Here is a 17754-nt window from a genome sequence, read left to right on the forward strand (position 1 = left end):
GATACGTCTTGTACCTCTATATTGAGACTCTGAAACAGAGACTGGATGCCATAAATCAACTGCGTGTGGATCGCGCGCTTGCTGCTATGGGCCCTGCTTTCCAGCAGGTATACAGTCTGCTGCCGACATTATTGCACTATCACCACCCGCTGATGCCTGGCTACCTTGATGGTAACGTTCCCCAGGGCATTTGCCTTTTCACGCCTGATGAAACCCAACAGCATTATTTGAACGAGCTGGAACTCTACCGGGGCATGCCGCCACAGGAGTCCCCGAAAGGTGAACTGCCGATTACCGGCGTTTACTCTATGGGGAGCACCTCATCGGTAGGGCAAAGCTGTTCTTCTGACCTGGACATCTGGGTCTGTCATCAGTCCTGGCTCGATAACGAAGAGCGTCAGCTGCTGCAGCGTAAATGCAGCCTGCTGGAGAGCTGGGCGGCCTCGCTCGGCGTGGAAGTGAGCTTCTTCCTGATTGATGAAAACCGTTTCCGCCATAACGAAAGCGGCAGTCTGGGTGGTGAGGACTGCGGCTCGACCCAGCACATCTTATTGCTGGATGAATTCTACCGTACTGCCGTTCGCCTGGCCGGGAAACGTATTCTGTGGAATATGGTCCCGTGCGAAGAAGAAGAGCATTACGACGATTACGTCATGTCGCTTTATGCGCAGGGCGTACTGACGCCAAACGAATGGCTGGACCTCGGCGGTCTCAGCTCACTGTCTGCGGAAGAGTATTTCGGCGCAAGCCTCTGGCAGCTCTATAAGAGTATCGACTCACCGTACAAAGCGGTGCTGAAAACGCTGCTGCTTGAAGCCTACTCCTGGGAATACCCGACGCCGCGCCTGCTGGCAAAAGACATCAAGCAGCGCCTGCACGACGGGGAGATCGTCTCCTTCGGGCTGGACGCTTACTGCATGATGCTGGAGCGCGTGACCGAATACCTGAAAGCCATTGATGACACCACGCGTCTGGACCTGGTACGTCGATGTTTCTATCTCAAAGTCTGTGAGAAGTTGAGCCGCGAACGCGCCTGCGTGGGCTGGCGTCGTGAAGTGGTCAGCCAGTTAGTCAAAGAGTGGGGATGGGACGACGCGCGTCTGTCCATGCTCGACAACCGGGCCAACTGGAAAATCGATCAGGTGCGTGAAGCGCACAACGAACTGCTCGATGCGATGATGCAAAGCTACCGTAATCTGATTCGCTTTGCGCGCCGCAACAACCTCAGCGTTTCCGCCAGCCCGCAGGACATCGGGGTATTGACCCGTAAGCTGTACGCCGCGTTTGAAGCGCTGCCGGGTAAAGTCACGCTGGTTAACCCGCAGATTTCTCCTGACCTGTCAGAACCGAACCTGACCTTTATCTACGTGCCGCCGGGCCGCGCGAACCGCACCGGGTGGTATCTGTACAACCGTGCGCCAAGCATGGATTCCATCATCAGCCATCAGCCGCTGGAATATAACCGCTATCTGAACAAGCTGGTGGCCTGGGCCTGGTTTAACGGCCTGCTGACCTCGCGCACGCGCCTGTTTATCAAAGGCAACGAGGTGGTCGATCTCGCTAAGCTGCAGGAGATGGTCGCGGATGTGTCGCACCACTTCCCGCTGCGTCTGCCTGCGCCGACGCCAAAAGCGCTCTACAGCCCGTGCGAGATTCGCCATCTGGCGATCATCGTCAACCTGGAATACGACCCGACGGCGGCCTTCCGCAATCAGGTGGTCCATTTTGACTTCCGCAAGCTGGACGTCTTTAGCTTTGGCGAGCAGCAAAACTGCCTGGTGGGCAGCGTGGACCTGCTGTACCGCAACTCGTGGAACGAAGTGCGTACCCTGCACTTCAACGGCGAGCAGGCGATGATCGAAGCGCTGAAAACCATTCTCGGCAAGATGCACCAGGATGCCGCGCCGCCGGACAGCGTGGAAGTGTTCTGCTACAGCCAGCACCTGCGTGGATTGATTCGTACCCGCGTGCAGCAGCTGGTCTCCGAGTGTATCGAGCTGCGTCTCTCCAGTACCCGTCAGGAAACCGGGCGCTTTAAAGCGCTGCGCGTCTCCGGCCAGACCTGGGGCCTGTTCTTTGAACGTCTCAACGTCTCGGTACAGAAGCTGGAAAACGCCATTGAATTCTACGGCGCGATTTCGCATAACAAGCTGCATGGCCTGTCGGTGCAGGTGGAAACCAACCACGTTAAGCTCCCGCAGGTGGTGGACGGCTTTGCCAGTGAAGGGATTATTCAGTTCTTCTTTGAAGAGTCGGGCGACGATGCCGGGTTCAACATCTACATTCTGGATGAGACCAACCGCGCCGAGGTGTATCACCATTGTGAAGGTAGTAAAGAGGAGCTGGTGCGCGACGTCAGCCGCTTCTACTCCTCTTCGCATGACCGCTTTACCTACGGCTCAAGCTTTATCAACTTTAACCTGCCGCAGTTCTACCAGATTGTGAACGTCGATGGCCGTGCGCAGGTGATCCCGTTCCGCACTCAGGCCGTCACGCCTGCCGCGCCTGCCAATCAGGACACCGCGCCGCTGTTGCAGCAGTATTTCTCCTGAGCCTTTTCGCCGGGTGGCGCTTACGCTTACCCGGTCTACGGTTCGAGCCGTTGTAGGCCCGGTAAGGCGCAGCCGCCACCGGGCAACAAAACTACCTGAAACGCACTTCCTCACCCGCCTGCGCGGTCGCGGCCTGTTCCAGCAGATCCCAGAACGGTACGCCGCTACGGTCGCACACCCACTCATCACCCTTCAGATCGAAGTGATAGCCGCCCTGTTTGGCCGCCAGCCACACCTGGTGAAGCGGCTCCTGACGGTTAATAATAATTTTGCTGCCATTTTCGAAGCTCAGGGTCAGAATACCGCCGTTGATTTCACAATCGATATCGCTTTCGCCGTCCCAGTCGTCAAGACGCTCTTCGATGGTCATCCACAGGTTGTCGGCAAGGCGATGGAATTCACTGTCGTTCATGGTTTTGTTCCTGTTTTTCGTGATGCCGGCAGTATAACCCTAAATAATTCCCATTGCAGGAAAGCGGCAAACTCTTGCTTTTGTGTCTTCTCCTGCGATGATAGAAACAGATTTGAACTTACGGGCAATTTTATAATGAAAAACGCTTTCCGAACGCTTGCCGTTCTCATCACGCTGTTTAGCCTGACTGGCTGCGGACTGAAGGGACCACTGTACTTTCCGCCTGCGGATAAAACCGCACCGCCGCCGACGAAACCGGTTAACAGCGGCATTGAGTCTTCCACGCCAGATACTAACGACCGTGGCGACAACGGCGGCCCGACTCAGGTTAATCTCTGACGACAACGTTCTGTACCCGCGCAATGGAGCAAATGATGCAGTTCTCTAAAATGCATGGCCTTGGCAACGATTTTATGGTCGTCGACGCGGTAACGCAGAATGTGTTTTTCTCACCGGAACTGATCCGTCGTCTGGCGGATCGGCATCTGGGCGTGGGGTTCGATCAGCTGCTGGTGGTTGAGCCGCCGTACGATCCCGACCTCGATTTCCACTACCGTATTTTTAACTCGGACGGCAGCGAAGTGAACCAGTGCGGCAACGGCGCGCGCTGTTTCGCCCGCTTTGTCCGCCTGAAAGGGCTGACTAACAAGCGTGATATTCGCGTCAGCACGGCCAATGGTCGCATGGTGCTCAGCGTCACCGATGATGAGCTGGTGCGCGTGAACATGGGCGAGCCTAACTTCGAGCCTTCCGTCGTGCCGTTTCGCGCAAACAAAGCGGAAAAGACCTATATTATGCGGGCGGCCGAGCAGACAGTATTGTGCGGCGTCGTCTCAATGGGTAACCCACACTGCGTGATTCAGGTTGATGATGTGGAAACCGCGGCGGTCGAAACGCTCGGCCCGGTGCTGGAAAGCCACGAACGTTTCCCGGAGCGCGCGAACATCGGTTTTATGCAGGTGGTGAAGCGCGAGCACATTCGTCTGCGGGTTTACGAGCGCGGTGCGGGCGAGACGCAGGCCTGCGGAAGCGGAGCCTGTGCGGCAGTGGCCGTGGGCATCTCCCAGGGGTTACTGGCTGAAGAGGTTCGCGTGGAATTACCGGGCGGTCGGCTTGATATCGCCTGGAAAGGACCGGGTCATCCACTGTATATGACGGGCCCGGCGGCACATGTCTATGACGGGTTTATCCATCTATGAAACAACCAGGGGAAGAACTGCAGGAAACAGTGACGGAACTGGACGACAGAGCTGTTGTTGATTATCTGCTGCGCAATCCTGAGTTTTTTATTCGCAATGCACGCGTCGTCGAAGAGATGCGCGTGCCGCATCCGGTTCGCGGAACCGTGTCGCTGGTGGAATGGCACATGGCGCGCGCGCGCAACCACATCAGCCAGCTTGAAGAGAACATGACGCTGCTGATGGAGCAGGCCAGCACCAATGAAAGCCTGTTCTATCGTCTGCTGCATCTGCAGGCGCGTCTGGCGTCGGCGCACAGTCTTGACGAGTTCCTCAGCCGCTTCCACCGCTGGGCCCGCGAGCTGGGGCTGGCGGGTGCAACGATTCGTCTTTTCCCTGACCGCTGGCGCATCGGCGCACCGTCGGGATTTACCCATCTGGCACTGAGCCGTCAGGCGTTTGAACCGCTGCGCATTCAGCGTCTGGGCCATGAGCACCACTATCTGGGGCCGCTTAACGGACCTGAGCTGCTGGTGGTGTTACCGGAGGCCAAAGCGATTGGCTCGGTGGCGATGTCGCTGATGGGGCGCGATGGCGATCTGGGCGTCATCTTATTTACCAGCCGCGACGCGCATCACTATGAGCAGGGGCAAGCCACGCACCTGCTGCAGGAGATCGCCCTGATGCTGCCTGAGCTGCTGGAGCGCTGGATTGAGCGCGTATGACGGACGGACTGCTCGCCACTGACGTCTCACGCTTTCTACGCTATCTCGGCGTGGAACGCCAGCTTAGCCCCATTACGCTGCTTAACTATCAGCGTCAGCTTGATGCCATCATGCAGATCGCCGACGAGATCGGCCTGAAAAGCTGGCAACAATGTGATGCTGCGACGGTACGCGCGTTCGTCGTGCGTAGCCGCAAAAAAAACCTCAGCCCGGCAAGCCTGGCGCTCAGGCTCTCTGCGCTGCGCAGCTTCTTCGACTGGCTGGTCAGCCAGGGCGGCATAAAAGCCAACCCGGCAAAAGGGATCGCTACGCCGAAAGCGCCGCGCCATCTGCCTAAAAATATTGACGTTGACGACGTAAACCGCCTGCTGGATATCGATCTGAACGATCCGCTGGCCGTCCGCGATCGCGCGATGCTGGAGGTGATGTACGGTGCCGGGCTGCGTCTGTCTGAACTCGTCAACCTTGATCTCAAGCATCTCGACCTGGAATCGGGCGAAGTGTGGGTAATGGGGAAGGGCAGCAAAGAGCGCCGCCTGCCGATTGGCCGCAATGCGGTCTCCTGGATTGAGCACTGGCTTGACCTGCGCGGGCTGTTTGGCACCGACGAAGATGCGCTGTTCCTGTCGAAACTCGGCAAGCGGATCTCGGCGCGTAACGTGCAGAAGCGCTTTGCGGAGTGGGGCATTAAGCAGGGGCTAAACAGCCACGTGCATCCGCACAAGCTGCGCCACTCCTTTGCAACACACATGCTTGAGTCGAGCGGCGATCTGCGCGGCGTGCAGGAACTGCTTGGCCACGCGAACCTGTCGACGACTCAAATTTATACCCACTTAGACTTCCAACACCTTGCCTCGGTGTATGACGCGGCGCATCCACGCGCCAAACGGGGGAAATAATGCGTTTTTACCGCCCACTCGGTCAGATCTCAGCCCTGACGTTTGACCTTGATGACACTCTTTATGACAACCGCGAGGTGATCCTGCGTACCGAGCAGGAGTCGCTGGCGTTTGTGCAGAACTATCATCCCGCGCTGAAGACGATGCAGAACAAGGACTTCCAGAAGCTGCGTCAGTCCCTGCGGGAGACCGAGCCGGACATTTACCACGACGTGACCGAATGGCGTCGTCGCGCGGTTGAGCAGGCGATGCTCAACGTGGGTTTGAGCGCGCAGGATGCCGCGATTGGGGCAGAAGCGGCCATGGAAAACTTCGCCAAATGGCGCAGCCGTATCGACGTGCCGCAGGAAACCCACGACACGCTGGCGACGCTTGCCGAAAAGTGGCCGCTGGTGGCCATCACCAACGGCAATGCCCAGCCGGAGCTGTTCGGCCTCAGCGATTACTTTGAGTTCGTGCTGCGTGCGGGTCCTCACGGGCGCGCGAAGCCGTTCAGCGACATGTACCATCTGGCGGCGGATAAGCTTAACCTGCCGCTGGGTGAGATCCTGCACGTGGGGGATGACCTGACCACAGACGTGGCGGGCGCCATCCGCTGCGGCATGCAGGCCTGCTGGATCAAGCCGGAAAATGCTGACCTGATGATCGCCTCCGATAGCCGTCTTCTGCCGCACGTGGAAATTTCGCGGTTGGCATCCCTCACGACGCTGATATAATCACCAGTAATATTGTATAAATTACCAGGGTTTTGCTGTTGTAGGCCCGGTAAGCGAAGCGCCACCGGGCGTTTTGCTCTGTTCCTGAATACTATGTGACGGTGCCAATGGACGTTTCTTACCTGCTCGACAGCCTTAATGACAAACAGCGTGATGCGGTTGCCGCCTCGCGCACCAACCTGCTGGTGCTGGCTGGAGCGGGCAGTGGTAAGACGCGCGTGCTGGTTCACCGTATCGCCTGGCTGCAGAGCGTGGAAAACTGCTCGCCGTACTCCATCATGGCGGTCACGTTCACCAACAAGGCGGCGGCGGAGATGCGCCACCGCATCGCGCAGCTGATGGGCACCAGCCAGGGCGGCATGTGGGTCGGTACCTTCCACGGTCTGGCGCACCGCCTGCTGCGCGCGCACCACATGGACGCCAACCTGCCGCAGGATTTCCAGATCCTCGACAGCGAAGATCAGCTCCGTTTGCTGAAGCGCCTGATCAAGGCGATGAACCTCGACGAGAAGCAGTGGCCGCCGCGTCAGGCGATGTGGTACATCAACGGTCAGAAAGACGAGGGGCTGCGCCCGCACCACATTCAGAGCTTCGGCAACCCGGTCGAGCAGACCTGGCAGAACGTCTACAAGGCCTATCAGGAAGCGTGCGATCGCGCCGGCCTGGTGGATTTCGCCGAGCTGCTGCTGCGCGCTCACGAGCTGTGGCTCAACAAGCCGCACATCCTGCAGCACTACCGCGAACGCTTCACCAACATTCTGGTGGACGAATTCCAGGATACCAACAACATCCAGTACGCATGGATCCGCCTGCTGGCCGGCGATACCGGCAAGGTGATGATCGTGGGCGATGACGATCAGTCCATCTACGGCTGGCGAGGCGCGCAGGTGGAAAACATTCAGCGCTTCCTTAACGACTTCCCCGGCGCCGAAACCATCCGTCTGGAGCAGAACTACCGCTCGACCAGCAATATCCTCAGCGCGGCCAACGCCCTGATTGAAAACAACAACGGGCGTCTGGGTAAAAAACTGTGGACCGACGGCGTCGACGGCGAACCGATTTCGATTTACTGCGCCTTCAACGAGCTCGACGAAGCGCGCTTCGTGGTCAACCGCATCAAAACCTGGCAGGACAACGGCGGCGCGCTGGAGCAGTGCGCCATTCTCTATCGCAGCAACGCCCAGTCGCGCGTGCTGGAAGAGGCGCTGCTGCAGGTGGGGATGCCGTACCGCATTTACGGCGGTATGCGCTTCTTCGAACGTCAGGAAATCAAAGATGCGCTCTCGTATCTGCGTCTGATTGCCAACCGTAACGACGACGCGGCGTTTGAACGCGTGGTCAACACGCCGACCCGCGGGATTGGCGACCGTACGCTGGACGTGGTGCGTCAGGCCTCGCGCGACCGTCAGCTGACGCTGTGGCAGGCGTGCCGCGAGCTGCTGCAGGAAAAGGCCCTTGCCGGACGCGCGGCCAGCGCCCTGCAGCGCTTCCTTGAACTGATTGACGCCCTGGCGCAGGAAACCGCCGACATGCCGCTGCATGTGCAGACCGACCGGGTGATTAAAGACTCCGGCCTGCGCACCATGTACGAGCAGGAAAAAGGCGAGAAGGGCCAGACCCGTATTGAGAACTTAGAGGAACTGGTCACGGCAACGCGCCAGTTCAGCTACAACGAAGAAGACGAGGACCTGATGCCGCTGCAGGCATTCCTCTCCCACGCCGCGCTGGAAGCGGGGGAAGGGCAGGCGGACACCTGGCAGGATGCGGTTCAGCTCATGACCCTGCACTCCGCCAAAGGTCTGGAGTTCCCGCAGGTGTTTATTGTCGGGATGGAAGAGGGGATGTTCCCGAGCCAGATGTCGCTGGATGAGGGCGGCCGTCTGGAAGAGGAGCGCCGTCTGGCCTACGTGGGCGTGACGCGAGCGATGCAGAAGCTGACGCTGACCTACGCTGAAACCCGACGTCTCTATGGTAAAGAGGTCTACCACCGTCCGTCGCGCTTTATCGGTGAACTGCCGGAAGAGTGTGTCGAAGAGGTACGTCTGCGGGCGAGCATCAGCCGTCCGGTCAGCCATCAGCGCATGGGCTCGCCGATTGCGGAAACCGACACCGGCTACAAGCTGGGCCAGCGCGTGCGCCATTCGAAGTTTGGCGAAGGCACCATTGTGAATCTGGAAGGCAGCGGCGAGCACAGCCGCCTGCAGGTGGCGTTCCAGGGGCAGGGGATCAAATGGCTGGTGGCCGCCTACGCGAAGCTGGAAACAGTCTAACTTTCAGAAAAATATCATTATTTTGTAATAATCTGCTAGCCTTATACGTTGAAGGTCAATTAATGCCCTTCAGCGTTTCGTTGCGTGTTGACGCCACAGTTATAGCTGGCGTAACATGCGCGCACGATTACGCTAAGAGGACATTCGCCTTGGACACACCCAGTAGATACTGGCTCAATTCCCTGTCATCCAGGAACAACTCCTAAGGCTATCTCCTCTTGCTGATGGCCTTAGTGGTTGTCAGCGACTGCATTATTCCCGTCGCGCTGAGTCAGGCTGTTTAATGGTCTGAAACCCAATTTGTTTCTGTGTGCCCACCGAACTGTCCGATATTTTTTGCATTGGGAGTCCCGGTCATGTTGAGCGCATTTCAACTCGAAAATAACCGACTGACTCGGCTTGAAGCCGAAGAGTCACAGCCCCTCATTGATGCCGTATGGGTGGATCTGGTCGAGCCGGACGACGATGAGCGCCTTCGCGTACAATCTGAGCTGGGGCAAAGCCTGGCAACGCGCCCGGAACTGGAAGACATCGAAGCATCCGCCCGTTTTTTTGAAGACGAAGACGGCCTGCACATTCACTCCTTCTTCTTCTTCGAAGATGCCGAAGACCACGCGGGCAACTCCACCGTGGCATTTACCATTCGCGACGGCCGCCTGTTTACCCTGCGCGAGCGTGAGCTACCGGCATTCCGCCTCTACCGCATGCGCGCCCGCAGCCAGGCGATGGTGGACGGCAACGCCTATGAACTGCTGCTCGATCTGTTCGAGACCAAAATTGAACAGCTGGCAGACGAGATTGAAAACATCTACAGCGATCTGGAAAAGCTGAGCCGGGTGATCATGGAAGGCCATCAGGGCGATGAGTACGACGAAGCGCTCTCAACGCTGGCGGAGCTGGAAGATATCGGCTGGAAGGTGCGCTTGTGTCTGATGGATACCCAGCGCGCGCTGAACTTCCTGGTGCGCAAGGCGCGTCTGCCTGGCGGTCAGCTGGAGCAGGCGCGTGAGATCCTGCGCGATATCGAATCCCTGCTGCCGCACAACGAATCCCTGTTCCAGAAAGTGAACTTCCTGATGCAGGCGGCGATGGGCTTTATCAACATCGAGCAGAACCGCATCATCAAGATCTTCTCGGTGGTGTCCGTGGTGTTCCTGCCGCCGACGCTGGTGGCGTCCAGCTACGGGATGAACTTTGAGTTTATGCCTGAGCTGAAGTGGAGCTTTGGCTACCCGGGGGCGATTATCTTTATGATCCTCGCCGGGCTGGCACCGTATCTGTACTTTAAGCGTCGTAACTGGCTTTGAGAATCCGCCCGGTGGCGCTACGCTTACCGGGCCTACAGATCTTGTAGGCCGGATAAGGCGCAGCCGCCATCCGGCAAAAAGGCACTACAGCCCTTTGCGCCCCCTGCGCTGGGTATAAATCGCATCCGCAACAAAGATCGCCAATGCCACCCAGATAAAGGCGAACGTCACCATCTTATCCGCACCCGGCACTTCGCCGTAAAACACCACTGCCAGCAGGAACATCAGCGTCGGGCCAATGTACTGGAAGAAGCCCAGCGTGGAGAGACGCAGGCGCGTCGCTGCACCGGTGAAGCACAGCAGTGGAATGGTGGTTACTACGCCCGCCGCCATCAGCATCAGGTTCAGCGACCACGGATTGCTGCCCATGTGGCTGGTTGGGCTGTCGGCAATGCCGAAGAGATAAATCGCCGCCACCGGCAGCAGCCACAGGGTTTCAAACAGCATCCCCGTCTGCGCTTCCACCGCAATCTTCTTACGCACCAGGCCGTAGAAGGCAAAGCTGAACGCCAGACCGAGGGCGATAATCGGCAGCGAGCCGAACGTCCACAGCTGCACCAGCACGCCGCAGAAGGCCAGAATCACCGCCACCCACTGCATCCGGCGGAAGCGCTCACCGAGGAAAATCATCCCCAGCACGATGTTCACCAGCGGATTGATGAAGTACCCCAGGCTCGCTTCGAGCATGTGATGGTTATTCACTGCCCAGATAAACAGCAGCCAGTTACCGCCAATCAGCACGGCAGAGAGCGCCAGCAGGAAGATCTTCTTCGGGGTCTGCAGCAGCGTTTTGACGCCCGACCACTGACGGCTGAGGCTCATCAGCGCAATCATAAAGAAAAACGACCAGATGACGCGGTGAGTGAGGATCTCATCAGCCGGAACGTAGGCGATTAGCTTGAAGTACGCCGGGGCGATACCCCAAATAAAATAAGCGGCAAGGGCGAGTAAAACGCCCTGCCGCGTCTGTTTAGCATCCATCGGGAAAATCCGTTACAAAAAAGTGAATCAATTTTACCCGATTTTGCCGCCTCAACCCACCATATAAGTGGCGGTTGCGCTGGCGATATAAACCTGTTCTTCGTTGTGTAATTCCACGCGCGCCACGGCAACTTTATTCCCGGCGCGCAGCAGGCTGCTGGTACAGGTGAAGCGGTTTCCGCGCCCTGGGCGAAGATAGTCGACGCGCAAATCAATGGTGCCCATGCGCGCCAGACGCTGGCGAAGTTCGTCTTCGTTGATGGTGTCATGGCGCGTCAGCGTACTGCCCACGCAGACCAGTCCTGCCGCCACGTCCAGCGCGGAGGCAATCACCCCGCCATGCAGAATACTTTGCGCCCAGTTCCCGACCATCATCGGCTGGTTATTGAAACTCAGCTGGGCAAAGTCTTTCTCGTAACGCTCCAGCTCCAGTCCCAGCGCACGGTTAAACGGCATATGGTAAACAAATATCTCGCCCACGAGTTTTAACACTTCTTCGGCGGTAAGCATGGCTGACATGAGGCATCACATCCTTATTGTTAACGAAATGTTGATTTTATGCCTCAGCAACAAGGAATGCTACTTTCAGAAACGAGGATGCAGCAGTTGTCGCAGAAGTCTGTAGAATGTTCGCCACATAACTATTCAGGTAATTTTACTCTTTTGCAGGAGAACACCACCGATGCGGACGTATCTGGCCTGGTTACTGGCGGCGATTTCGCTGCCCCTCACAGCCTATGCGCAGGAAGCGACAATTAAAGAGGTGCATGATAAGCCTGCCGTGCACGGTAGCATTATCGCGAACCTTCTTCAGGAGCATGACAATCCGTTCACGCTCTATCCGTACGACACCAACTACGTGATTTACACCCAGACCAGCGACCTCAACAAAGAGGCGATAAGCTCCTATAACTGGTCTGATAATGCGCGTAAAGATGAGGTGAAGTTCCAGCTCAGCCTCGCGTTCCCGTTCTGGCGCGGCATTCTGGGGCCGAACTCGGTGCTTGGTGCGTCTTACACGCAGAAGTCCTGGTGGCAGCTCTCTAACAGCGGGGAATCCTCGCCGTTCCGCGAAACCAACTACGAGCCGCAGCTGTTCCTCGGCTTCGCAACGGATTATGAATTCGCCGGCTGGACGCTGCGTGACGTCGAAGTGGGCTTTAACCATGATTCTAACGGACGTTCCGATCCGACATCCCGTAGCTGGAACCGCGCCTATACGCGCCTGATGGCGCAGAACGGTAACTGGATGGTGGAGGTGAAGCCGTGGTATGTGGTCGGCAGCACTGATGACAACCCGGACATCACCAAATACATGGGCTACTACCAGCTCAAAGTCGGCTATCAGTTGGGCGATGCCGTACTGAGCGCGAAGGGGCAGTATAACTGGAATACCGGTTACGGCGGCGCGGAAGTGGGCTTAAGCTATCCTATGACGAAGCACGTTCGCATCTATACGCAGGTCTACAGCGGTTACGGCGAGTCGCTTATCGATTACAACTTCAACCAGACCCGCGTCGGCGTGGGCGTGATGCTGAACGATATTCTCTAGGTTGCTCGAATGTTTTTGCGTTAAACGTTGAAGTTTCTCTCTCAGGCGCTGAAAATAGCGCCTGTTTTATTTTTCGCATATGGGGTTAATGTGGCGCAGGCGGAAGTATTGAATCAGGAGTCGCTGGCTAAACAGGTTTTGCATGAAACCTTTGGCTACCAGCAGTTCCGCCCTGGCCAGGAAACCATCATTGAAACGGTGCTGCAAGGCCGTGACTGCCTGGTGGTGATGCCGACCGGCGGCGGTAAGTCCCTCTGTTATCAGGTGCCTGCGCTGGTGCTTAACGGCCTGACGGTCGTGGTATCCCCGCTCATTTCGCTAATGAAAGACCAGGTTGATCAGCTGCTCGCCAACGGTGTCGCGGCGGCCTGTCTGAACTCGACGCAAACCCGGGAGCAGCAGCAAGAGGTGATGGCCGGGTGCCGCACCGGGCAGATCCGCCTGCTGTATATCGCGCCGGAACGCCTGATGCTGGATAACTTCCTCGACCATCTCGCGCACTGGAATCCGGTTCTGCTGGCGGTGGATGAAGCGCACTGTATCTCCCAGTGGGGGCACGATTTCCGCCCGGAATACGCCGCCCTCGGCCAGCTGCGTCAGCGCTTCCCCGAGCTGCCGTTTATGGCGCTTACCGCCACGGCGGATGACACCACGCGCCTGGATATCGTTCGCCTGCTGGGGTTGAACGACCCGTATATTCAGGTCAGCAGCTTCGACCGCCCGAACATCCGCTACATGCTGATGGAAAAATTCAAGCCGCTGGATCAGCTCCTGCGCTACGTCCAGGAGCAGCGCGGCAAGTCCGGCATCATCTACTGCAACAGCCGCGCAAAGGTGGAAGACACCGCTGCGCGTCTGCAAAACCGTGGCTTTAGCGCGGCGGCATACCATGCCGGGTTAGAGAACCACATCCGCGCCGACGTGCAGGAAAAATTCCAGCGCGACGACCTGCAAATCGTCGTCGCGACGGTGGCGTTCGGGATGGGGATCAACAAGCCCAACGTGCGCTTTGTGGTGCACTTCGACATTCCGCGCAATATCGAATCCTACTATCAGGAAACCGGTCGCGCCGGGCGTGACGGCTTGCCTGCGGAAGCGATGCTGTTTTACGATCCGGCCGATATGGCGTGGCTGCGCCGCTGTCTGGAAGAGAAGCCGCAGGGCCAGCTGCAGGATATCGAGCGCCACAAGCTCAACGCGATGGGCGCGTTTGCCGAAGCGCAAACCTGCCGTCGTCTGGTGCTGCTCAACTACTTTGGTGAAGGGCGGCAGGAGCCGTGCGGTAACTGCGATATCTGCCTGGATCCCCCGAAACAGTACGATGGCCTGATGGACGCGCGTAAGGCGCTCTCGACCATTTACCGCGTGAACCAGCGCTTCGGGATGGGCTACGTGGTGGAAGTGCTGCGCGGTGCCAATAACCAGCGTATCCGCGACATGGGCCACGACAAGCTGCCTGTCTACGGTATTGGCAAGGACCAGAGCCACGAGCACTGGGTCAGCATCATTCGTCAGCTGATCCACCTCGGCTTTGCCACGCAGAACATTGCTCAGCACTCTGCGCTACAGCTGACCGAAGCGGCGCGTCCGGTGCTGCGCGGTGACGTTCAACTGAAGCTCGCCGTGCCGCGTGTGGTCGCCCTCAAGCCGCGGGTGATGCAAAAATCGTACGGCGGCAACTACGACCGCAAGCTGTTCGCCAAACTGCGCAAGCTGCGTAAAGCCATCGCCGATGAAGAGAATATCCCGCCTTACGTGGTGTTCAACGACGCCACGCTCATTGAGATGGCCGAGCAGATGCCGCTCAGCGCCAGCGAAATGCTCAGCGTCAACGGCGTCGGCACGCGCAAGCTGGAGCGCTTCGGTAAAGAGTTTATGGCACTCATCCGTTCCCACGTTGATGGTGATGATGAGGAGTAGTCAGCCGGGCGAAAAAGTGCCAGGATGATGACTCACTGAATTATTTCCCCGCGAGCTAATTATGTTAATGCTATTTCTCACCGTGGCGTTAGTGCACATCGTTGCGCTGATGAGCCCGGGACCTGACTTTTTCTTCGTGTCGCAAACGGCCGTCAGCCGCTCCCGCAAGGAGGCGATGATGGGTGTGCTCGGTATCACCATGGGCGTTATGGTCTGGGCGGCAGTTGCGCTGCTCGGTCTGAACCTGATCCTGGCGAAGATGGCCTGGCTGCATAACATCATTATGGTCGGCGGCGGGCTGTACCTGTGCTGGATGGGTTACCAGATGCTGCGCGGGGCGCTGAAAAAAGAAGAGAAAAAACCGGAAGAGCCAAAGGTCGAGCTGGCAACGGGCGGCCGCAGCTTTGTAAAAGGGCTGCTGACCAACCTGGCGAACCCGAAAGCGATTATCTATTTCGGCTCCGTGTTCTCGCTGTTTGTGGGTGATAGCGTCGGTGCGGGCGCACGCTGGGGCATCTTCCTGCTGATCGTCGTTGAAACCTTTGCCTGGTTTACCATCGTGGCCAGTCTGTTCGCCTTACCGGCGATGCGCCGCGGCTACCAGCGTATTGCGAAGTGGATCGACGGCTTCGCCGGCGCGCTGTTCGCCGGCTTCGGCATTCATCTCATCATTTCTCGCTAAGCATGACGGGCTGACGCAAGCAGCGCGCCAACCAGCATAAACAGCGAACCAAAGACTTTATTCAGGGCCTTCATCTGCTTAGGCCCTTTAATCCACGCCGCAATCCGCTGCGCCAGCGTCGCGTAACCAATCATGACGATAATATCGACGATAATGGTGGTCGCGCCCAGCACTACGTACTGCATCACCTGCGGCTGATGCGGCACGATAAACTGCGGGAACAGCGCGGCGAGGAAAACGATGCTCTTCGGGTTGGTCAGGTTGACGAAAACTGCACGCTTAAACAGATGACCGCGGTTTTGCGTCTGCGCGAGCGTATTCAGGTTAATGGAGCCTGCCGCGCGCCACTGCTGGATGCCGAGCCAAATCAGATAGGCCGCCCCGGCCCATTTCAGCACTTCAAAGGCCAGTACGGAGCGGGAGAACAGGGTGCCCAGACCAATCCCGACCAGCACGATATGAATGCCCAGCCCGGTCTGCAAACCGGCAATGGACGCCGCCGCGCCGCGATAGCCGTGGTTGATGGAGGTGGTCATGGTGTTAATGGCGCCCGAGCCCGGTGAAAGGCTAAGGATGATGGATGTCAGCAGGTAAGCGAACCACCACTCGAAGGTCATTTGAAACTCCCGAATTGTCTGTTTTTATGCCACAATACGCTATTGTTGAGTCATTTTGTGACCGGTTACGAAAAAACGATATTCCTTGGCTTAGGTGAGTAGAAACCCGATGTTTCAGCAGAAAAAGGACTGGGAAACACGAGAAAACGCATTTGCTGCTTTCTCCATGGGGCCGCTGACCGATTTCTGGCGCCAGCGTGAGGAAGATGAGTTTACGGGCGTCGGCGATATTCCAGTACGCTTTGTGCGTTTTCACGACAAGAAAAATGACCGGGTCATTGTGGTCTGCCCCGGACGTATTGAGAGCTACATCAAATACGCCGAACTGGCCTATGACCTGTTCCATCTGGGCTTCGATGTGCTGATTATCGATCACCGCGGGCAGGGGCTGTCAGGGCGCCTGTTATCGGATACCCATCGCGGCCACGTGGATAACTTCAGCGATTACGTCGACGATCTCGCCGCGTTCTGGCAGCAGGAGGTCGAGCCAGGTCCCTGGCGGAAGCGCTATATTCTGGCGCACTCAATGGGCGGTGCGATTTCAACGCTGTTTTTACAGCGCCACGCTCACCAGTGCGACGCCATTGCGCTCACCGCGCCGATGTATGGCATCGTCATGCGCTTTCCTGACTGGATGGTACGCCATATTCTCGACTGGGCTGAGGGCCATCAGCGCATTCGGGAAGGCTATGCCATCGGGACGGGACGCTGGCGGGCGCTGCCGTTCGCGATGAACGTGCTGACGCACAGTCGCCAGCGCTATCGTCGTAACCTGCGTTTTTATGCCGATGAGCCCCGCCTGCGCGTGGGTGGCCCGACATATCACTGGGTACGGGAAGGTATCCTTGCCGGTGAGCAGGTGCTGGCTGGTGTCGACAACGACGACACGCCAACACTCCTGATTCAGGCGGAAGAAGAGCGTGTGGTGGGTAACCGCATGCATGACCGCTATTGTGAACTGCGCGCTGCCGCCGGTCACCCTTGTGAAGGGGGAAAACCGCTGGTCATTAACGGCGCGTACCATGAGATCCTTTTTGAAAAGGACGCTATGCGCTCAGTCGCGCTCATCGCCATTGTTGAATTTTTCAACAGGCATAATTGATTTTTGTTTTCCACCAGAGGTTGAAATCCCTATGTACCAGGTTGTTGCATCTGATTTAGATGGCACGCTGCTTTCCCCTGACCACACCCTGTCGCCTTACGCGAAAGAGACCCTGAAGCTTCTGACCGCCCGTGGCGTGAACTTCGTATTTGCCACCGGCCGCCACCACGTCGACGTGGGGCAGATCCGCGATAATCTTGAGATCAAATCGTACATGATCACCTCCAACGGTGCGCGTGTGCATGATACCGACGGCAACCTGATTTTTACCCACAACCTGGATCGCGATATTGCCGCCGATCTGTTCGGCGTGGTGCACAACAACCCGGCTATCGTTACGAACGTTTACCGCGACGACGACTGGTTCATGAACCGCCACCACCCGGATGAGATGCGTTTCTTCAAGGAAGCCGTATTCAACTACTCCCTGTACGAGCCAGGCCTGCTGGAGCCGGAAGGGATCAGCAAGGTGTTCTTCACCTGCGACAGCCACGAAGAGCTGCTCCCGCTGGAACAGGCGATCAACGCCCGCTGGGGCGATCGCGTCAACGTCAGCTTCTCAACCCTGACCTGTCTGGAAGTGATGGCGGGAGGCGTCTCCAAAGGGCACGCGCTGGAAGCGGTCGCGAAACGTCTGGGCTTCGAGCTGAAAGACTGTATCGCCTTTGGTGACAGCATGAACGATGCTGAAATGCTGTCGATGGCGGGTAAGGGCTGCATCATGCAGAACGCGCATCAGCGTCTGAAAGATCTGCACCCGGAGCTGGAGGTGATTGGTTCTAACGCTGACAACGCGGTACCGAAATACCTGCGCAAGCTGTTCCTTGAATAATCTTCATTT

The 17754-nt window shown here is 57.7% G+C and carries 18 protein-coding genes; 14 read left to right on the forward strand and 4 right to left on the reverse strand.

Annotated features, from left to right (window positions below; genetic code table 11):
* Positions 1-8 precede the first annotated feature (8 nt).
* Complete coding sequence (gene cyaA, locus ACHH0Z_RS21425) at positions 9-2552, forward strand: class I adenylate cyclase (protein ID WP_008501547.1); 2544 nt, start codon at positions 9-11, stop codon at positions 2550-2552.
* A 91-nt stretch (positions 2553-2643) separates the two neighbouring features.
* Here the strand turns inward: cyaA and cyaY are convergent, their stop codons facing one another.
* Positions 2644-2964, reverse strand: coding sequence for an iron donor protein CyaY (gene cyaY / locus ACHH0Z_RS21430; RefSeq protein ID WP_032654016.1), 321 nt, complete (start codon positions 2962-2964; stop codon positions 2644-2646).
* A gap of 135 nt (positions 2965-3099) precedes the next feature.
* Here cyaY and ACHH0Z_RS21435 point away from each other — a divergent pair, with 135 nt between their 5' ends.
* The 8 genes from ACHH0Z_RS21435 to corA all read left to right on the forward strand — a co-directional run bounded on the left by ACHH0Z_RS21435 (position 3100) and on the right by corA (position 10059).
* On the forward strand, positions 3100-3303 hold the full coding sequence (locus tag ACHH0Z_RS21435; RefSeq protein WP_021242847.1) for a lipoprotein: 204 nt from the start codon (positions 3100-3102) through the stop codon (positions 3301-3303).
* Positions 3304-3338: 35 nt separating this feature from the next.
* Positions 3339-4163, forward strand: coding sequence for a diaminopimelate epimerase (gene dapF, locus ACHH0Z_RS21440; protein WP_045408970.1), 825 nt, complete (start codon positions 3339-3341; stop codon positions 4161-4163).
* Positions 4160-4867: a DUF484 domain-containing protein gene (locus tag ACHH0Z_RS21445; protein WP_008501544.1), complete on the forward strand. Its 708-nt coding sequence runs from the start codon at positions 4160-4162 to the stop codon at positions 4865-4867. Before dapF ends, ACHH0Z_RS21445 begins: the two co-directional genes overlap by 4 nt.
* Positions 4864-5766 (forward strand): tyrosine recombinase XerC, encoded by a 903-nt coding sequence (xerC, locus tag ACHH0Z_RS21450; RefSeq protein ID WP_008501543.1) that lies wholly within the window; start codon positions 4864-4866, stop codon positions 5764-5766. Before ACHH0Z_RS21445 ends, xerC begins: the two co-directional genes overlap by 4 nt.
* Complete coding sequence (yigB, locus tag ACHH0Z_RS21455; protein ID WP_008501542.1) at positions 5766-6482, forward strand: 5-amino-6-(5-phospho-D-ribitylamino)uracil phosphatase YigB; 717 nt, start codon at positions 5766-5768, stop codon at positions 6480-6482. Before xerC ends, yigB begins: the two co-directional genes overlap by 1 nt.
* Before the next feature lie 107 nt (positions 6483-6589).
* Positions 6590-8752 (forward strand): DNA helicase II, encoded by a 2163-nt coding sequence (gene uvrD / locus ACHH0Z_RS21460; RefSeq protein ID WP_021242849.1) that lies wholly within the window; start codon positions 6590-6592, stop codon positions 8750-8752.
* A 149-nt stretch (positions 8753-8901) separates the two neighbouring features.
* Positions 8902-8958: a YsgD/CorL family protein gene (ysgD, locus tag ACHH0Z_RS21465; protein ID WP_212743980.1), complete on the forward strand. Its 57-nt coding sequence runs from the start codon at positions 8902-8904 to the stop codon at positions 8956-8958.
* A gap of 150 nt (positions 8959-9108) precedes the next feature.
* On the forward strand, positions 9109-10059 hold the full coding sequence (gene corA / locus ACHH0Z_RS21470; protein WP_008501540.1) for a magnesium/cobalt transporter CorA: 951 nt from the start codon (positions 9109-9111) through the stop codon (positions 10057-10059).
* An 84-nt stretch (positions 10060-10143) separates the two neighbouring features.
* Here the strand turns inward: corA and rarD are convergent, their stop codons facing one another.
* Both rarD and yigI read right to left on the reverse strand, forming a co-directional pair.
* Positions 10144-11040 carry an EamA family transporter RarD gene (rarD, locus tag ACHH0Z_RS21475; protein ID WP_008501539.1) on the reverse strand — a complete coding sequence of 299 codons (897 nt, stop codon included), beginning with the start codon at positions 11038-11040 and terminating at the stop codon, positions 10144-10146.
* 51 nt (positions 11041-11091) lie between these two features.
* On the reverse strand, positions 11092-11559 hold the full coding sequence (yigI, locus tag ACHH0Z_RS21480) for an acyl-CoA thioesterase YigI (protein ID WP_008501538.1): 468 nt from the start codon (positions 11557-11559) through the stop codon (positions 11092-11094).
* A gap of 163 nt (positions 11560-11722) precedes the next feature.
* Between yigI and pldA the strand changes: the two genes are divergently transcribed.
* The 3 genes from pldA to rhtC all read left to right on the forward strand — a co-directional run bounded on the left by pldA (position 11723) and on the right by rhtC (position 15194).
* Positions 11723-12592: a phospholipase A gene (pldA, locus tag ACHH0Z_RS21485; protein ID WP_008501537.1), complete on the forward strand. Its 870-nt coding sequence runs from the start codon at positions 11723-11725 to the stop codon at positions 12590-12592.
* A gap of 90 nt (positions 12593-12682) precedes the next feature.
* Positions 12683-14512, forward strand: coding sequence for an ATP-dependent DNA helicase RecQ (recQ, locus tag ACHH0Z_RS21490; RefSeq protein WP_045408967.1), 1830 nt, complete (start codon positions 12683-12685; stop codon positions 14510-14512).
* A gap of 61 nt (positions 14513-14573) precedes the next feature.
* Positions 14574-15194, forward strand: a complete 621-nt coding sequence (gene rhtC / locus ACHH0Z_RS21495; protein WP_010426287.1) for a threonine export protein RhtC — start codon at positions 14574-14576, stop codon at positions 15192-15194.
* Here rhtC and rhtB read toward each other — a convergent pair.
* Complete coding sequence (gene rhtB, locus ACHH0Z_RS21500) at positions 15191-15811, reverse strand: homoserine/homoserine lactone efflux protein (protein WP_008501533.1); 621 nt, start codon at positions 15809-15811, stop codon at positions 15191-15193. The genes rhtC and rhtB overlap by 4 nt on opposite strands.
* Positions 15812-15920: 109 nt before the next feature.
* On the opposite strand from rhtB, the gene pldB reads away from it, so the two are divergent.
* Both pldB and yigL read left to right on the forward strand, forming a co-directional pair.
* Positions 15921-16913: a lysophospholipase L2 gene (gene pldB, locus ACHH0Z_RS21505; RefSeq protein WP_045408963.1), complete on the forward strand. Its 993-nt coding sequence runs from the start codon at positions 15921-15923 to the stop codon at positions 16911-16913.
* Between the two features lie 31 nt (positions 16914-16944).
* Positions 16945-17745 carry a sugar/pyridoxal phosphate phosphatase YigL gene (gene yigL, locus ACHH0Z_RS21510; protein WP_045408961.1) on the forward strand — a complete coding sequence of 267 codons (801 nt, stop codon included), beginning with the start codon at positions 16945-16947 and terminating at the stop codon, positions 17743-17745.
* The last annotated feature ends 9 nt before the right edge of the window (positions 17746-17754 follow it).

The sequence above is a fragment of the Enterobacter cloacae complex sp. 2024EL-00227 genome, from assembly GCF_043945315.1.
Taxonomy (GTDB): domain Bacteria; phylum Pseudomonadota; class Gammaproteobacteria; order Enterobacterales; family Enterobacteriaceae; genus Enterobacter; species Enterobacter roggenkampii.

What these genes read in the sequence shown, in the direction of transcription:
- rhtB (WP_008501533.1), bottom strand. Translation starts at nt 15,811, where the DNA reads ATGACCTTCGAGTGGTGGTTCGCTTACCTGCTGACATCCATCATCCTT.
- dapF (WP_045408970.1), top strand. Translation starts at nt 3,339, where the DNA reads ATGCAGTTCTCTAAAATGCATGGCCTTGGCAACGATTTTATGGTCGTC.
- rhtC (WP_010426287.1), top strand. Translation starts at nt 14,574, where the DNA reads ATGTTAATGCTATTTCTCACCGTGGCGTTAGTGCACATCGTTGCGCTG.
- corA (WP_008501540.1), top strand. Translation starts at nt 9,109, where the DNA reads ATGTTGAGCGCATTTCAACTCGAAAATAACCGACTGACTCGGCTTGAA.
- ACHH0Z_RS21435 (WP_021242847.1), top strand. Translation starts at nt 3,100, where the DNA reads ATGAAAAACGCTTTCCGAACGCTTGCCGTTCTCATCACGCTGTTTAGC.
- rarD (WP_008501539.1), bottom strand. Translation starts at nt 11,040, where the DNA reads ATGGATGCTAAACAGACGCGGCAGGGCGTTTTACTCGCCCTTGCCGCT.
- yigB (WP_008501542.1), top strand. Translation starts at nt 5,766, where the DNA reads ATGCGTTTTTACCGCCCACTCGGTCAGATCTCAGCCCTGACGTTTGAC.
- uvrD (WP_021242849.1), top strand. Translation starts at nt 6,590, where the DNA reads ATGGACGTTTCTTACCTGCTCGACAGCCTTAATGACAAACAGCGTGAT.
- xerC (WP_008501543.1), top strand. Translation starts at nt 4,864, where the DNA reads ATGACGGACGGACTGCTCGCCACTGACGTCTCACGCTTTCTACGCTAT.
- yigI (WP_008501538.1), bottom strand. Translation starts at nt 11,559, where the DNA reads ATGTCAGCCATGCTTACCGCCGAAGAAGTGTTAAAACTCGTGGGCGAG.
- pldB (WP_045408963.1), top strand. Translation starts at nt 15,921, where the DNA reads ATGTTTCAGCAGAAAAAGGACTGGGAAACACGAGAAAACGCATTTGCT.
- ACHH0Z_RS21445 (WP_008501544.1), top strand. Translation starts at nt 4,160, where the DNA reads ATGAAACAACCAGGGGAAGAACTGCAGGAAACAGTGACGGAACTGGAC.
- pldA (WP_008501537.1), top strand. Translation starts at nt 11,723, where the DNA reads ATGCGGACGTATCTGGCCTGGTTACTGGCGGCGATTTCGCTGCCCCTC.
- yigL (WP_045408961.1), top strand. Translation starts at nt 16,945, where the DNA reads ATGTACCAGGTTGTTGCATCTGATTTAGATGGCACGCTGCTTTCCCCT.
- cyaY (WP_032654016.1), bottom strand. Translation starts at nt 2,964, where the DNA reads ATGAACGACAGTGAATTCCATCGCCTTGCCGACAACCTGTGGATGACC.